Source organism: Streptomyces sp. NPDC003032 (assembly GCF_053591415.1).
The window spans coordinates 55,315-70,383 of sequence record NZ_JBSFTT010000033.1 but is presented as its reverse complement, the minus strand read 5'-3'; the positions used below and the strand labels follow the sequence as shown (position 1 = coordinate 70,383).

16 protein-coding genes are annotated in these 15,069 nt (G+C 70.0%); 15 read left to right on the top strand and 1 reads right to left on the bottom strand.

Annotated elements, in window-relative coordinates:
• Window positions 1-128 precede the first annotated feature (128 nt).
• From ACWDZ7_RS34115 to ACWDZ7_RS34055, 13 genes are all read left to right on the top strand, one after another.
• The gene (locus ACWDZ7_RS34115; protein WP_451802403.1) at window positions 129-1,040 is read left to right on the top strand and encodes a hypothetical protein; all 912 of its coding nucleotides are present in this window, start codon (window positions 129-131) and stop codon (window positions 1,038-1,040) included.
• A gap of 94 nt (window positions 1,041-1,134) precedes the next feature.
• Window positions 1,135-1,845, top strand: a complete 711-nt coding sequence (gene cpaB, locus ACWDZ7_RS34110) for a Flp pilus assembly protein CpaB (RefSeq protein ID WP_451802401.1) — start codon at window positions 1,135-1,137, stop codon at window positions 1,843-1,845.
• A gap of 10 nt (window positions 1,846-1,855) precedes the next feature.
• Window positions 1,856-3,496: an AAA family ATPase gene (locus ACWDZ7_RS34105; RefSeq protein WP_451802399.1), complete on the top strand. Its 1,641-nt coding sequence runs from the start codon at window positions 1,856-1,858 to the stop codon at window positions 3,494-3,496.
• 89 nt (window positions 3,497-3,585) lie between these two features.
• A complete protein-coding gene (locus ACWDZ7_RS34100; RefSeq protein ID WP_451802397.1) occupies window positions 3,586-3,912 on the top strand; it encodes a TadE/TadG family type IV pilus assembly protein in 327 nt (108 codons plus the stop codon).
• A gap of 35 nt (window positions 3,913-3,947) precedes the next feature.
• Window positions 3,948-5,285, top strand: coding sequence for a CpaF family protein (locus ACWDZ7_RS34095; protein ID WP_451802395.1), 1,338 nt, complete (start codon window positions 3,948-3,950; stop codon window positions 5,283-5,285).
• Between the two features lie 97 nt (window positions 5,286-5,382).
• Window positions 5,383-6,330, top strand: a complete 948-nt coding sequence (locus ACWDZ7_RS34090) for a type II secretion system F family protein (RefSeq protein ID WP_451802393.1) — start codon at window positions 5,383-5,385, stop codon at window positions 6,328-6,330.
• Window positions 6,331-6,343: 13 nt separating this feature from the next.
• Window positions 6,344-7,234, top strand: coding sequence for a DUF5936 domain-containing protein (locus ACWDZ7_RS34085; protein ID WP_451802391.1), 891 nt, complete (start codon window positions 6,344-6,346; stop codon window positions 7,232-7,234).
• Window positions 7,235-7,494: 260 nt separating this feature from the next.
• Window positions 7,495-7,713 carry a hypothetical protein gene (locus ACWDZ7_RS34080; RefSeq protein WP_451802433.1) on the top strand — a complete coding sequence of 73 codons (219 nt, stop codon included), beginning with the start codon at window positions 7,495-7,497 and terminating at the stop codon, window positions 7,711-7,713.
• Complete coding sequence (locus tag ACWDZ7_RS34075; protein WP_451802430.1) at window positions 7,692-8,321, top strand: pilus assembly protein TadG-related protein; 630 nt, start codon at window positions 7,692-7,694, stop codon at window positions 8,319-8,321. The genes ACWDZ7_RS34080 and ACWDZ7_RS34075 overlap by 22 nt, the downstream gene beginning before the upstream one ends.
• A gap of 32 nt (window positions 8,322-8,353) precedes the next feature.
• The gene (locus ACWDZ7_RS34070) at window positions 8,354-8,956 is read left to right on the top strand and encodes a hypothetical protein (RefSeq protein WP_451802389.1); all 603 of its coding nucleotides are present in this window, start codon (window positions 8,354-8,356) and stop codon (window positions 8,954-8,956) included.
• 4 nt (window positions 8,957-8,960) lie between these two features.
• The gene (locus ACWDZ7_RS34065) at window positions 8,961-9,590 is read left to right on the top strand and encodes an OmpA family protein (RefSeq protein ID WP_451802387.1); all 630 of its coding nucleotides are present in this window, start codon (window positions 8,961-8,963) and stop codon (window positions 9,588-9,590) included.
• 71 nt (window positions 9,591-9,661) lie between these two features.
• A complete protein-coding gene (locus ACWDZ7_RS34060) occupies window positions 9,662-10,471 on the top strand; it encodes a methyltransferase domain-containing protein (RefSeq protein ID WP_451802385.1) in 810 nt (269 codons plus the stop codon).
• A gap of 57 nt (window positions 10,472-10,528) precedes the next feature.
• On the top strand, window positions 10,529-10,918 hold the full coding sequence (locus ACWDZ7_RS34055; RefSeq protein WP_451802383.1) for a winged helix-turn-helix transcriptional regulator: 390 nt from the start codon (window positions 10,529-10,531) through the stop codon (window positions 10,916-10,918).
• A 565-nt stretch (window positions 10,919-11,483) separates the two neighbouring features.
• Here the strand turns inward: ACWDZ7_RS34055 and mgrA are convergent.
• On the bottom strand, window positions 11,484-12,521 hold the full coding sequence (gene mgrA, locus ACWDZ7_RS34050; protein WP_451802381.1) for an L-glyceraldehyde 3-phosphate reductase: 1,038 nt from the start codon (window positions 12,519-12,521) through the stop codon (window positions 11,484-11,486).
• 130 nt (window positions 12,522-12,651) lie between these two features.
• Here mgrA and ACWDZ7_RS34045 point away from each other — a divergent pair, with 130 nt between their 5' ends.
• Both ACWDZ7_RS34045 and ACWDZ7_RS34040 read left to right on the top strand, forming a co-directional pair.
• Window positions 12,652-13,413, top strand: a complete 762-nt coding sequence (locus ACWDZ7_RS34045; RefSeq protein WP_451519122.1) for an isoprenyl transferase — start codon at window positions 12,652-12,654, stop codon at window positions 13,411-13,413.
• Window positions 13,414-13,734: 321 nt separating this feature from the next.
• On the top strand, window positions 13,735-15,057 hold the full coding sequence (locus tag ACWDZ7_RS34040) for a PhoH family protein (protein WP_451802379.1): 1,323 nt from the start codon (window positions 13,735-13,737) through the stop codon (window positions 15,055-15,057).
• Window positions 15,058-15,069: the final 12 nt, after the last annotated feature.

Here is a 15,069-nt window from a genome sequence, read left to right as displayed (position 1 = left end):
GCCCGCTTCCCGGCACGGGACGACCATCTCCACGTGAACACTGGGAAGTTGGGTGTGGATGCGGGCCTTGCCTGGATATGGTGCTGAGGCCGAGGAGAAGTGCAGGGGGAGCCGCAGGGGGTACGCGCATGCCGACCGCCATAGCCGTCACCGGCCCCGACCTCGTGCTGCCCTCACCCGACCGGCACACGCCGTCGGCCGCGGTGCTCCAGTCCGCCGTGCAGTCCCCGCGGACGTACTCGCTGGACCAGGCGCTCACCGAGATGGACACGCTCATCGAGCACCACGGATATGTGATCGTCCTGTGCCCCGCCTCGGCGCCCGCGGCCGTCACGCACCGCCTGTACGCGGTCCGCTCCGTCCTGGAGAGCGACCGGATCGCCGTCGTCCGCTCGGACCTGCCACCGCTGGGCCTGGCCGTACTGGCCCTCCAGCTGCGCCAGCTGTCCATCTGCGACTTCAGCCCGGGAGTCCTCGCCTCCGCCGCACGCCTGCTGTCCCACTACATCTACGCGGGCGCCCTGCTCGGCTCCGTCACCAAGCTCGACCGCGTCCCCGTCACCCTCCAGTCGCACGCCAGGTCCTGGCTGCCGGGCACCCAGTTCGCTGTCCTCGCCACGCCACGGGCCGAGCTGGTGAAGATCTCGGGCGGCGGCCCGGAGGCGAGCCTGTCCGGCCCTGGATTCGGTACGAAGTTGCTGTACGCCCCGGGGCAGCTGGCGCCCGGCTGGGTCACCGGGACCCTCGCGCCGGCCTGGCGCTCCCAGGGGGTCGCCGAGGCGCGCCTGCCCGCGGAGTCCGCGCGCTGGTGGGCCACGGGCAGACTCGTCGAGTTCGCCGCGGCCATCCCGGACATCTCCGTCCTCTACCAGCTGGTGTCGTCCGTCCGGCGCGACGACTGCCACTGGTGCGGGCTCGAACTCATCGGCGACCGCTGCGCGTTCTGCGCCGCACCGCTGGCGCCGCCCGCGGACCGTCCCGCCCACCTCGCCCACTCCGCCCACCCCGCCCGCGCCCTCCTGCCACGCGGCGCGACTTAGCCGCACTCCGCCCTCGTACGCGACCTACGACCGCACACGCGCCACACCGCTCACTGTCCGTAGCCACCCGCACTCGATCGAGGTAGTCCGGCCCATGAACTCACGCCAGCGTCGCGGCGTCATCCTGCTGGTCCTGTCGGTCCTGTGCGCGTTCGGCGCCTTCGCGGGCGTCCTCTCGGTGATCCGTGACGTGAACTCGAAGGTGGGCCCCGAGGTCGCCGCGTACAAGCTCAAAGGGGACATCGCGCCCTACAAGGAGCTGACCGCCGAGCAGTTCGAGAAGGTCGAGATGCCCGAGCGGTGGCTGTCCGACAACGCCGTCACCGACCTCGGCGATATCCGCGGCAAGATCGCCGTCACCCAGCTGCGGAAGGGCTCGCTGCTCCAGTCCGACATGATCGTCAAGCGGCCGGAACTGGGCGCGGGCCAGCAGGAGATCGCCATCATGATCGACGCGGCGACCGGCGTCGCCGGCAAGATCACGCCCGGCTCGAAGGTCAACATCTACGCCACCTTCAAGGGCGAGGCCGACAAGGCGAAGGACCAGTCCAAAGTCATCGTGGAGGGCGCCAGGGTGCTCGACGTCGGCAAGCTGACCCCGCTCGAACCGGACCAGGACGACCGCACGCGCCGCAGGGCGAGTGAGGCCGTGCCGATCACATTCGCCCTCGGCACGGCGGACGCGCAGCGCGTCGCGTACGCGGAGTCCTTCGCCACGCACGTCCGCCTCGCCCTCATCGGCGAGGGCGGCGAATCGACGGTGCCGCCGCGGGATCGTACGTACACCCTCGATGAGGACAAGTAGGAGGTCTCGTATGGCCACTCGGATCCTGCCCGCCGTCGGGGACATCGAGGCCGCCCGGGCGTTGTCCACCCTGACCGGGCAGCTGCCGGGCGCGGAACCGGCGCTGCCCGTCGGGGACTCCACCGCGCTGCTCGACACCCTCGCGCGGCTCGCCGGCGAGTCGGTCGACGAACTGCCGGAGGTCGTCCTCGTCCACGAGCGCATCGGACCGGTTCCCGCGCTCGACCTCATCCGCGATCTCGTCCTGCGCTTCCCCGCCGTCGGCGTCGTCCTGATCACCGCCGACACCAGCCCGGGGCTCCTCACGGCCGCCATGGACTCCGGGGCGCGCGGCATCGTCGGCTTCCCGCTCGCGTACGACGCCCTGGCCGAGCGCGTCCAGGCCGCCGCCGCCTGGTCGACCGGGATGCGGCGCCACCTGGGCAGCGCGAATCTCGACCTGTACGGGGGCGGCGGCGCGGGCGGGGCGCCCGGGGGCGCGGGCACCGTCGTCGCCGTCAGCGGCGCGAAGGGCGGCGTCGGGACGACCGTGACCGCCGTCCAGCTGGCCCTCGCGGCCCAGGCGTCGGGGCGTTCGGCCGCCCTCCTCGACCTCGACCTCCAGTCGGGGGACGTCGCCTCCTACCTGGACGTACAGTTCCGCCGCTCCGTCGCCGACCTCGCCGCCATCAGCGACATCACGCCCCGCGTCCTCCAGGACGCCGTCTACACCCACGAAAGCGGCATCGGCCTGCTCCTCGCCCCCGCCGAGGGCGAGCGCGGCGAGGAGGTCACCGACCGGGTCGCCCGCCAGATCCTCGCCGCCCTGCGCGCCCGCTACGACGTCGTGGTCGTCGACTGCGGCGCCTACGTCACCGCCGCGAGCGCCGCCGCCGTGGAGCTGGCCGACCACGCCCTGCTGCTCCTCACCCCCGACGTGGTGGCGGTACGCGCCGCCAAGCGCATGGTGCGCCTGTGGGACCGCCTCCAGATCCGCAAGGCCGAGGAGACCCTCACCGTCCTCAACCGCCACGCCAAGGGCACGGAGATCCAGTCCTCCCTGGTGGAGCGCGTCACCGGCACCCGGGCGGCCCGCACCACCGTGCCGGCCGCCTTCAAGGAACTGCGGGCCGCGGTCGACGCGGGCCGCATGCAGGACCTGGACAGCCGCTCCTCGGTGAAGCAGGCGCTGTGGGGGCTCGCGGGCGAGCTGGGCCTGGTCGACGCGGAGACCGGGGGCGCCGGGAGGCGGGGCGGGCTGACTCTGCGGAGGAAGGCGGCGAGCGGCGACCGGAGCCTGGGCAGCGACCGGGGCGCGGTCACGCTCGAATTCGCCGGGATGTTCCCGCTGCTGCTCGTGGTCATGACGATCCTCTGGCAGTGCGCGCTGTACGGCTATACGTACTCCCTCGCCGGAAACGCGGCGGACGAGGCGGCGCGGGCGGCCACGGCGGCGTACGCGGCGGGTGAGGGCGCGGCCGGAGCCTGTTCCTCCGCGGCCAAGGAGCACCTGCCCGCCGCCTGGCAGGACGCGACCGTCACCTGCACGGACGAGGGCACGGTGTGGAAGGCCCACGTGTCGGTGGACGTACCGGTGTTCTTCCCCGGCTTCGACGCGGGCTGGCACGTCGACGGGAAGGCGGGCGCGGCGAAGGAGGGGGAGGACGGATGAGGATGCCGGGGTTCTTCTGGGGACGGAGCCTGGGCCGGGGGCGAAGCCGGGGCCCGGGGCGGCTTCGGTGGGGCGACCGCGGGGTCTCGATGCTGGAGTTCGCCGGCTTTCTGCCGATCCTGCTGCTCGTCGGCCTCGCCGCCATCCAGCTCGGGCTGGTGGGATACGCCGCCAACCAGGCGGGCTCCGGCGCCCGCGCGGCGGCCCGCGCCGCCTCGCAGGGCGACTCCGGAGAGGCGGCGGGCGCGGCGGCCATGGACGGCGGGCTCAGCTCCTCCGTCCAGGTCGGCACGGGCGGCGACACCACCACCGCCACGGTCGAGGTCGACGTGCCGCTCCTGTTCCCCTTCGTGGACACCGGCTGGAGCGTCACGAAGGAGGCCACGATGCCCAACGACGACGACGCCGAGTACTGAGACACACGTACGCCTGAGGGAGGTTGAAGGACGCCATGAGCCTGCGCGACCGCGTGGCCCCCACCCACCAGACCGAGCCGAGCCGCGACGACGGCCTCGTCGCCGTCTACCGCTCCAAGCTCCTGGAGGAGATCGACCTCGCCGAGATGTCGTCGCTCACGGCCGCGGACCGCCGCGTCCGCCTGGAGCGCGTCCTCGGCCACATCATCAGCCGCGAAGGGCCCGTACTCTCCACCTCCGAACGCGCCCAGCTGATCCGCCGCGTCGTCGACGAGGCGCTCGGCCTCGGCGTCCTCGAACCGCTCCTCGCCGACGCCTCCATCACGGAGATCATGGTCAACGGCCCCGACTCGGTCTTCGTCGAACGCGCGGGCCGCGTGGAACAGCTCCCCCTGCGCTTCGCCTCAAACGACCAGCTCATGCAGACGATCGAACGCATCGTCTCCACGGTGAACCGACGCGTCGACGAGTCGAACCCCATGGTCGACGCCCGCCTGCCCACCGGCGAACGCGTCAACGTCATCATCCCGCCGCTCGCCCTGACCGGCGCCACCCTCACCATCCGCCGCTTCCCGCGCGCGTACACGCTCCCCGAACTCATCGGCCTCGGCTCGCTCGACGAGCACATGCTGATGCTGCTCGCGGCGTTCGTGCGGGCCCGCTTCAACCTCATCGTCAGCGGCGGCACGGGCAGCGGCAAGACGACCCTCCTCAACGCGCTCTCCGGACTGATCCCGGCCCACGAACGCATCATCACCATCGAGGACTCGGCGGAGCTCCAGCTCCAGCAGGACCACGTCATCCGCCTGGAGTCCCGGCCGGCCAACGTCGAGGGCAAGGGCCAGATCACCATCCGCGACCTCGTCCGCAACAGCCTGCGCATGCGGCCCGACCGCATCATCGTCGGCGAGGTCCGCGGCGGCGAGACCCTCGACATGCTCCAGGCCATGTCCACCGGCCACGACGGCTCCCTCGCCACGGTCCACGCGAACACCGCGGAAGACGCCCTGATGCGCCTCCAGACCCTCGGCTCCATGTCGGAGGTCCAGATCCCCTTCGAAGCGCTGAAGGACCAGATCAACTCGGCCGTCGACGTGGTCGTCCAGCTCGCCCGGCACAGCGACGGCTCCCGCAAGGTCTCCGAGATCGTGCTGCTCGTCTCGCACGGCCGCCAGCAGTTCCGCATCGCCCCGGTCACCCGCTTCGTGGCACAGCCGATCGGCCCCGACCGGGTCGTGCACGGCCACTTCGAACACCTGCCGCTGCCGCGCGCGATCGCCGACAAGCTGTACGGGGCGGGCGAGCCGGTGCCGCCGGCGTACGGGGTGGCGGAGGCGATCGACGTGATGAACACGAGGGAAGCGATCGGATGACCGCTGGTATGGCCGTTGGAACGACCGCTCGTATGACCGTGGGTACGACCACGACCGCCCGTATGACCGCTCGTACGACCATGAGGGAGGAGGTCCGGTGAACAACCCCGCGCTGCTCGCCCTGGGCGCCACGGTCCTGACCGGCACGCTCGCCGTCGCGGGCGTCCATACGTACGCGTCCGGGCGCGCCCAGCGCCAGGCGCTCGTCGACCGGCTGGCGCTCGGCCCCGGCACCGGGGACGGCGGCCCGCCCGGCCGCTCGCGCCGCTTCGCCGCGGTCGACCGCCGCCTGCGCCGCACGCGCCTGGGACGCTCCATCCACCTGCGGCTCTCCTCGACGGGTCTCGACCTGACGGCGGGCGAGTTCTTCACGTACGTCGTCGCGGTCGTCGCCGCCCTCTGGCTGATCGCGGCGGCGACGCTCGCGCCGTTCTTCGGCCCGATCGCGGGCGTCGTCGCGGTGTGGAGCGCGGTCGCCTTCCTCAACTGGCAGCGCCACAAACGCATCGAGGCGTTCATCAACCAGCTCCCCGACGTGGCCCGCATCCTGGCCAACGCGACGGCGGCGGGTCTGGCCCTGCGTACGTCCCTGGCCATGGCGGCGGAGGAACTGGAGGCTCCCGCGGGCGAGGAACTGTCCCATGTGGCCGACCAGCTGACACTGGGCCGCTCCATCGACGACACCCTCGGCGAACTGGCCGAACGCCTCCCGTCCCGCGAGCTGATCGTCCTGGTCACCACGCTGGTCCTCTCCAACAAGGCGGGCGGGACGGTGGTGAATTCCCTCCGGAACCTCACCCAGACCCTGGAGGACCGCAAGGAGACGCGGCGGGAGGTCCGCACGATGCTGTCGGAGGTCCACGCGACGGCGTTCACGGTCCCGCTGCTGGGCCTCGGCTCCCTGCTCCTGATCAACTCCTCCAACGAAGGCGCCCTGGAGCGGGTGACCGGCTCACCGATGGGCCAGACGCTGATCCTGATCTCACTCGGCCTGTACGGGATCGGCTTCCTCGTCATCAGACGCCTCGGCAAGATCGAGGTCTAGGAGGGGAGTCACATTGCTCGGCTTGCTGCTGGCGGTCGCGATGGGCCTCGCCGTGGCCGGTGCCTGCCAGGGCGTCCGCATGTACCGCGCGGACGCGAAGCTCCCCTCCGACCTGGCCGTCGCCCTGGAGGTCGGCGCGACCCGCGTCTCGGCGGCGGGCTCGGCGGTGGACCGCCTGGGCATGCGCTTCGCCCCCCTCGTCCTGCGCCTCATGGGACCGAGACGGGTCGACGCCAAGCGCCGCAGGATCGACATGGCGGGCAACCCCGGGGGCCTCACGATCGACCGCTACGGAGCGCGCCGCGCGGTCTACGGCGCCTTCGGCGTCATCCTGGGCCTGATCTTCTTCACGAACGGCTCCCCGCTCTTCGGCCTGCTGACCTTCGCCTTCGGGGCGACGGCGGCGGACGCCCTGATCTGGCAGGCCGTCCGCGAACGCCGCGAGGTCATCGACCGCACGCTCCCGGACTTCCTGGACGTCCTGGCGGTGGTGGTCTCGGCGGGCCTCGGCTTCCGCCAGGCGCTGGACCGGGTCGCGGAGCGGTACGAGGGTCCGTGGGCGGACGAACTGCGCATCACGCTGCGCCAGATGGACATGGGCGTCAGCCGCCGCCAGGCCTTCGACGAACTGCGCCGCCGCAACGCGTCCGAGCAGGTCGCCCAGTTCGTCTCGGCCCTGCAGCAGGGAGAGGAACTGGGCTCCCCGATCGCGGACACGCTGATCCAGCTCGCCACGGACATGCGCCGCACGGACGCCCAGAACTCCCGCCGCCGGGCGGCGAAAACCATCCCCAAGGCGACGATGGTGACGCTGGTCTTCATGCTCCCGGCCACGATGATCCTTATCGCGGCGGGCATGTTCCTCGGCTCCGGCTCGGACTTCGGTTCGATTCTGGGGCGCTGAGGATGCGACGTTCATCAACTGTGCGAAACCCCTTCGCGGGTGCAATGCGATGTGGGACAGTCGGGTCTGAGTTCACGGTTCGCGGGAGGGGACTTCGTGCATGGTGATCTCACCGAGAGGGAAGGGAATCCGCCAACTTGCGGGCCGAGTAGGCCTGTCAGGGCACCGGTCGCGCAGAGTTGCTGCCGACGCACGCCTTGTGGCGTACGTTGCCTCTGACCACAAAGGGCGCGGTATCTGGTGGGAGAGAAGGGGCCGTCGTGCTGAAGGAACGCGTGCTCGAAGTCTGGGTCGACTGGACGGTGACCGTGGCATCCCGGATCCGGGGGAGGGATCGGGATGCGGGGGCGGGGTTTGTGGAGTATGCGGGGCTCATGATTCTTATTGCGGGGATCTTCGTCTTGATCGACGGCTTGGGACTCGACGGACAGATCTCCGGAGCGATTCAGGACGCCGTATCAGATGTGATCGGCGGCTGAGGCGGGCCTTTCTCAGAAGTGACCGAGGGCAGACTCTCCCCATCTACATCTGGATGACGGGGATTCTGCTCTTCGTTGCGTTGGCCTTCTTCGCTTTCGCTCAAGCGGCCTCTGCGCGCAATGGCGCCCAGTCCGCCGCCGACGCGGCCGCTCTGGCCGCAGCGCAGGAGTCCAGGGACGAACTGGTCGAGGGGCTCGGCCTGGCCATCGGTGAGGGCGGCGACTGGCTGGACTGGCTGGCCGGTGACGCGTTCACCGGCACGGGTACGGCCCAGGAGGCGGCGGACGCACTCGCGGCGGAGAACGACTCCGAGGTCAGAGAGTTTGATGTGATCGTAGCCAACGGATACCCAGGGTTCCGCGCATTGGTAGAGACCAACTACACAGTGGGCGACTCAGTCATCCCTGGCACGGAGTCCCAGCATGCCAAGGCCGATGCCACCGCCGTCATCAAGCCGCGCTGTCACGTCGATCCATCGACGGACCCGGAGAAGGCCGTGGAATTCGAGTGTGACGGCGGCGACTCCTTCGAGATCGATCCGGACGACTTCGACCTGGATGACCTTCCTGACGCATCCGTCCTCTTCTCTGTCCACCTGGCCGACTGAGCGGCGATCGACGAAAGAAGGAAGCGGTAGCGATGAGCATTCGGCGCACCATGATGGCCCGCAGGGCAATGACCGCTGTGGCGATCACGACCGGGCTGGTCTTCACGGTCGTCGGTTGCGGCGGCGGAGACGGAGGTGGTGACACGCCCGACGAGAAGTCATCACCCACGTCGACCGCCAAGCAGGGCGGAGACGATGCCGAAAAGGACGAGGCCGATCAAGCTCCCAGCGACAAGGTGTTGGCTGAAGTAAAGGGTGAAGAGAACATCACCCTGACGGTCACCTCGGCCGTGCGTGACGAAGGCGGCTTTGTGACCGTCTCGGGAAAGGTGACCAACAATGGCGGCAGGTTCTGGGCCGCGGCCAACTGGCGCGGAGAAGAACGTGAGCTGAACAAGAATGGCTCCTCCGTGGCCGGCGCCAACCTGATCGACAATGAGGGCAAGAAGAAGTACCTCGTCCTCCGGGACACCGAGGGGCGGTGCCTGTGCACCAAGTTCACGGGTGGCGTCAAGCCGAGCCAGACCACCGACTGGTACGCGCAATTCCCCGCACCGCCGGAAGGCACGACCAAGGTCGATTTCCAAGTCGGCGCCATGCCCCCCGCCCCCATAGACATCTCCGAGGGCGAGTAACCCCATGACCCCCCACCTCCGCACCGCGGGCGCCGTCACCCTCACCGCCCTCGCCCTGCTCCTCGGCCCCGCGCCCGCCGCCTGGGCCGATGAGGGTGACCCCAGCGCGCCGCCCGGCAGCACCACCACCTCCCCGCCCCCCGACGTCGACTCCAACAGCCCGGGGCTGAAGCTCGCCGACGGTGCCACGCTCGCGCCCGCGAAGGTGCTGGACATCAAGTCCGTCGTCGAGGACCTCGGCGGCGAGGAGCGCCGCGAGGACACCAACACGGACGTGAAGTTCGCGCTCCAGGCGGAGGTCCTCTTCCCCAAGGACAGCGCGAAGCTGAACCCGGAGGCGAACGCCCGTATCAAGGCGATCGCCGACGAGGCCGAGGCGCAGAAGGCCACGGATGTCAGAGTGTTCGGCTTCACGGACAACCTCGGCTCCTACGGCCACGGCAAGAAACTCTCCCGGCAGCGCGCCGAAGCCGTGCACGACGAACTGGCGGGCCACCTCGGCCCCGAGGTCACGTTCTCAGTACGCGGCTACAGCGAGGACTACCCGATCGCGGACAACGGCTCGGAGGAGGGCCGCAAGAAGAACCGCCGAGTCGAGGTCTCCTTCCCCCGCGGAGCGGCCGGCACCGGCTGAGGCGAGACGCCGGTCCGCCGGTCCGCCGGTCGGCGGCTCCATGGAAGCGGCCGCGATGCCAGGCTTCTCCCATGAACAACAGCTCCAGCAACCCCAACGGCCCCACCCCCGCCCCCCATCAGCGGCGCTCCTTCGAAGACCTCGTCGCCGAAGCCGAGGCCGCGCCCACCGAAGGCTGGGACTTCTCCTGGTTCGAGGGCCGGGCCACCGAGGCACGGCCCTCGTGGCGGTACGCCGAGTCGATGGCGCGACGCCTCGCGCGGGCGGAGGCCTCGCTCGACATCCAGACCGGCGGCGGCGAGGTGCTGGCCTCCGCCGCCACCCTGCCGCCGCTCGCCGTCGCCACGGAGGGCTGGCCCGCGAACGTCGCCAAGGCCACCGCGCTCCTGCGTCCGCGGGGCGTGGTGGTCGTCGCGTCGCCGGAGGACGCGCCGCTGCCGTTCGCGGACGGCGCCTTCGACCTGGTCACCAGCCGCCACCCGGTGCGGGCCCGCTTCGAGGAGATCGCGCGCGTGCTGCGCCCCGGCGGCACGTACTTCGCGCAGCACGTAGGGCCCTCCAGCGTCTTCGAGGTCGTCGAGTACTTCCTGGGTCCGCAGCCGCCCGAGGTCAGGAACGCCCGCCACCCCGACCAGGAGCGCACCGAGGCCGAGGCGGCCGGCCTGGAGGTCGTGGACCTGCGGTCCGAGCGGCTGCGGATGGAGTTCTTCGACATCGGGGCCGTCGTCCACTTCCTGCGCAAGGTGGTGTGGATGGTCCCCGGTTTCAGCGTGGAGAAGTACCGGCCGCGCCTGCGTGAATTGCATGACCGGATCGAGACCGAGGGGCCCTTCGTCGCCCACAGCACCCGCCACCTCTTCGACCTCCGCAAGCCGGAATAGCCGTCCCGGTCGGTACTGTCGGATCAGTAAGCGACCGTACGAGCGGAGGAGTTGGCCGTGCCCAAGGAACAAGAGCCGTACGCCTGTGGGCTCGACGCCGCGGTGGACGTCGTCGGCGGCAAGTGGAAGCCCATGATCCTGTGGGCCCTGTACGCGGGCAGGACGCTGCGCTTCGGCGAGCTCAAGCGGCATATCCCCGGGGTCAGCGAGAAGATGCTGATCCAGCAGCTGAGGGAGCTGGAGTCGGACGGCATCGTGCACCGCGAGGTCTACCGCGAGGTGCCGCCGAAGGTGGAGTACTCCCTGACCGACCTCGGCCAGTCCCTCAACGCGGCCCTGCTTCCCTTGGGGTTGTGGGGCGACCAGCACATGCGGGAGATCACCGACAGTAAGGCGAGTAAGGCGAGTAAGGCGAGCAAACACGGCAAGTCCGCCAACGCCGCCTGAAAAGGCGCCCCGTGGGGCGTTCCCGGCAAAATCGAAGCCTTGATTCCGCATCGTTACCAATACTGGCTCGATCTGCCCCTCGGCATCACGTAAGTTCAGACCAAGGCTAATTCGCGTGAGCAAAGCGACGCGTGCGGTGCCGCGCGGTGGAGGGGGCCGCACGGCACCGCGAGCCGTCACCCCGTACAGAGGTATGCCGATCCGTGCGCCCCGCGTACGCCCCCGACCCCGTCGGTGCCCCGGTACCGTAACGATCATGTGCCGGACCCTCCGCAGGCCCGCGCCGACCCCGCGGCCCCGGCGTCAAGCGCGCGAAGCCGGCCGGGGTCCCTCTTGGGGGGTACCGCCGCGCTCGGCCGAAATCCGTCCTCGAACCCCGGATTCCGCAGGAAGAACGGGGTCTCGCAGTCGTCGCGCGGTTTCGGAGAGTAGTTGTGGCACGCCAATGCACGCAGCATCACTTACAAAGGGTTATGGTGGAAACCCCCCCTCGGGCCGGTCCGTCTCCCCCCCACGGACCGGCCCGTTTTTTTCTGCCCACGCCTCAGGCGCCGACCGGCCGCTCTCAGCCCCGTCCGGCCCAGATGTTCGTGCCGGGCGTCGACACCGCGAACGTATCGATGGCCGACAGCTCCGCGTCCGTCAGTTTCGGGCCCGTGAGCGCCGCCACGTTCTCCTCCAGCTGCTTGACGCTGGAGGCGCCGATCAGTGCCGACGTCATCCGCTCGTCGCGCAGCACCCAGTTGAGGGCGAGCTGGGCGAGCGACTGGCCGCGGGACGCCGCGATGTCGTTCAGGCCGTTCAGTCGGCGCACGACCTCGTCGCTCAGCAGGGTCGGGTCCAGCGACTTGCCCTGCGTGGCGCGCGAACCCTCCGGGATGCCCTTCAGGTACTTGTTCGTGAGCAGCCCCTGCGCGAGCGGCACGAACGAGATGCAGCCCATCCCGGCCCGCTCCAGCGTGTCGAGGAGGCCGTCCTCCTCCGTCCAGCGGTTGATCATCGAGTACGACGGCTGGTGGATGAGCGCCGGGACACCCATCTCCCGCAGCAGCCGCGCCGCTTCGGCGGTCTGCTCGCTGTTGTACGAGGAGACACCGGCGTAGAGCGCCTTGCCCTGCTGGACCGCGGACGCCAGCGCGCCCATCGTCTCCTCCAGCGGGGTGTCCGGGTCGAAGCGGTGCGAGTAGAAGATGTCGACGTAGTCCAGGCCCATCCGCTCCAGGGACGCGTCCAGCGACGACAGCAGGTACTTGCGGCTGCCCCACTCGCCGTACGGGCCAGGATGCATGAGGTATCCGGCCTTGGTGGAGATGATCAGTTCGTCGCGGTACGACGCGAAGTCCTGCGCGAAGATCTTGCCGAAGTTCAGCTCCGCCGAGCCGGGCGGCGGCCCGTAGTTGTTCGCCAGGTCGAAGTGCGTGACGCCCAGGTCGAAGGCGCGGCGCAGGATCGCGCGCTGCGTGTCCAGGGCCTTGTCGTCACCGAAGTTGTGCCACAGGCCGAGGGAGACCGCGGGGAGCTTCAGGCCGCTGCGGCCCGTGCGCCGGTACTCCATCGAGTCGTAACGGCCGTGGGCCGCGCGGTACAGAGAGGTGTCGTTCATGGGTATGAAGCTACTTCAGCGGCGAGGACCCGACTTCGGTGGGCGGCCCGTGCAGCGGTAGGGTGTCGCCCTCGGGGACTGCCCTACGCACACCCCTTGGGACCGCCATCTGCTGGAGGGGCTGACACACGTGAACCTGCGCGACCTGGTGTACGGACTTTACGCACGCCGGGTGGAAGGCCGCCTCGACCACGACCAGGTGCCCAAGCACATCGGGGTCATCCTCGACGGCAACCGCCGCTGGGCGAAGGCGTCCGGCGGGACCACCGCACAGGGCCACCAGGCGGGCGCGTACAAGATCGAGGAGTTCCTCGGCTGGTGCGCCGAGACCGACGTCGAGGTCGTCACGCTGTGGATGCTCTCCACGGACAACTTCGACCGGCCCGAGGAGGAGCTGACCCCGCTCCTCGGCATCATCGAGGCCACCGTCCGCTCACTCGTCGCGGACGGCCGCTGGCGCGTGCACCACGTCGGCGCCCTCGACCTGCTGCCCGCCCGCACCCAGGCCGTCATGAAGGAAGCCGAGCAGGCCACCCACGACAACACCGGGATACTGGTCAACGTGGCCGTCGGCTACGGCGGCCGCCAGGAGATCGCCGACGCGGTGCGCTCACTGCTCCTTGAGCACGCGGACAAGGGCACGAGCCTGGAGGACGTCGCGGAGAGCGTCGACATCGACCTCATCTCCAAGCACCTCTACACCAGCGGCCAGCCCGACCCCGACCTGGTGATCCGCACCAGTGGGGAGCAGCGCCTGTCGGGCTTCATGCTCTGGCAGTCCGCCCACTCCGAGTACTACTTCTGCGAAGTCTTCTGGCCGGCCTTCCGCAAGGTCGACTTCCTGCGCGCGCTGCGTGATTACGCGGCCCGCCACCGCCGCTACGGCGGCTGATCCGCATGTGCCCCTGAGGTCGGGGCAACCCGGAGTTAACCAACGCGTCGTCATATGCCCTGGCATGGCTGCGCTTGTTCGAGGGAATAAGCCTTCCAGGTCGACGTCCGATTCACGGATGTCGTATCTGAGCGGACGGTATGACGCCGTCCGCCCGGGAGGCCCTTTGCACCAGGACGACCGTGTGAACAGCACGGGCGACGTGGAGGGCCGGCGCCCGGCCCGCGCAGCGCGGCCGCGTCCGGCCTGGATCACACCCGCCAGCCCGCCCGGAATCCCTCCCGTCGCTCCCCGACCTCATCCGAGGGGGTACGTCCTTCCGTGGTGACCAGCACAAAGCGCCGCATGCCCGACAGGCGCACCTATGTTCTCGACACCAGCGTCCTGCTGGCCGACCCGAACGCCCTGACCCGCTTCGACGAGCACGAAGTCGTGCTGCCCGTCGTCGTGGTGACGGAGCTGGAGGCCAAGCGGCACCATCCGGAACTCGGCTACTTCGCCCGGCAGGCGCTGCGCCTGCTGGACGACTTCCGCATCCGGCACGGCCGCCTGGACGCCCCGATCCCGATCGGGGACCTGGGCGGCTCGCTGCGCGTCGAGCTCAACCACTCCGATCCCGGCGTGCTCCCGGCCGGCTACCGGTTGGGGGACAACGACTCCAGGATTCTCGCCGTAGCGCGCAATCTCCAGGCGGAGGGGTACGACGTCACGGTCGTCTCCAAGGACCTGCCGCTCAGGATCAAGGCGTCGTCCGTCGGGCTGCTCGCCGAGGAGTACCGCGCGGAGCTGGCCATCACGGACTCCGGCTGGACCGGCATGTCCGAGCTGACCCTCTCGGGCGAGCAGGTCGACCTCCTCTTCGAGGAGGACCAGCTGTACGTCCCCGAGGCGGCCGACCTGCCCGTCCACACGGGCCTGACCATCCAGTCCGAGAAGGGCAAGGCGCTGGGCCGCGTCACGCCCGACGGCAACATCCGTCTCGTACGCGGCGACCGCGAGGCCTTCGGCATCAAGGGGAGGAGTGCCGAACAGCGGATCGCGCTCGATCTGCTCCTCGACCCGGACATCGGGATCGTCTCGATGGGCGGGCGGGCGGGCACAGGCAAGTCGGCGCTCGCGCTCTGCGCGGGCCTGGAGGCCGTCCTGGAGCGCAGGCAGCACCAGAAGGTGATGGTCTTCCGGCCGCTGTACGCGGTGGGCGGGCAGGAGCTCGGCTATCTGCCCGGCACCGAGGCCGAGAAGATGGGCCCGTGGGCACAGGCGGTCTTCGACACGCTCGGTTCGGTGGCCGGCAAGGCGGTCATCGAGGAGATCACCGCGCGCGGCATGCTGGAGGTCCTGCCGCTCACCCACATCCGCGGGCGCTCGCTGCACGACGCGTTCGTGATCGTGGACGAGGCCCAATCCCTGGAGCGGAACGTCCTGCTGACCGTTCTGTCCAGGATCGGGGCGAACTCCCGCGTCGTCCTCACCCATGACGTCGCCCAGCGCGACAACCTCCGAGTGGGGCGGTACGACGGGGTAGTTGCCGTCGTCGAGAAGCTGAAGGGCCATCCGCTCTTCGCGCACGTCACGCTCACGCGGTCCGAGCGTTCGCAGATCGCGGCCCTGGTGACCGAAATGCTGGAGGAAGGCCACATCTGAGTAAGTTCGCGT

Excerpts from the sequence above, each read along its gene's own strand:
- ACWDZ7_RS34115 (WP_451802403.1), top strand. The coding sequence starts at position 129 with ATGCCGACCGCCATAGCCGTCACCGGCCCCGACCTCGTGCTGCCCTCA.
- cpaB (WP_451802401.1), top strand. The coding sequence starts at position 1,135 with ATGAACTCACGCCAGCGTCGCGGCGTCATCCTGCTGGTCCTGTCGGTC.
- ACWDZ7_RS34105 (WP_451802399.1), top strand. The coding sequence starts at position 1,856 with ATGGCCACTCGGATCCTGCCCGCCGTCGGGGACATCGAGGCCGCCCGG.
- ACWDZ7_RS34100 (WP_451802397.1), top strand. The coding sequence starts at position 3,586 with ATGCTGGAGTTCGCCGGCTTTCTGCCGATCCTGCTGCTCGTCGGCCTC.
- ACWDZ7_RS34095 (WP_451802395.1), top strand. The coding sequence starts at position 3,948 with ATGAGCCTGCGCGACCGCGTGGCCCCCACCCACCAGACCGAGCCGAGC.
- ACWDZ7_RS34070 (WP_451802389.1), top strand. The coding sequence starts at position 8,354 with ATGAGCATTCGGCGCACCATGATGGCCCGCAGGGCAATGACCGCTGTG.
- ACWDZ7_RS34065 (WP_451802387.1), top strand. The coding sequence starts at position 8,961 with ATGACCCCCCACCTCCGCACCGCGGGCGCCGTCACCCTCACCGCCCTC.
- ACWDZ7_RS34060 (WP_451802385.1), top strand. The coding sequence starts at position 9,662 with ATGAACAACAGCTCCAGCAACCCCAACGGCCCCACCCCCGCCCCCCAT.
- mgrA (WP_451802381.1), bottom strand. The coding sequence starts at position 12,521 with ATGAACGACACCTCTCTGTACCGCGCGGCCCACGGCCGTTACGACTCG.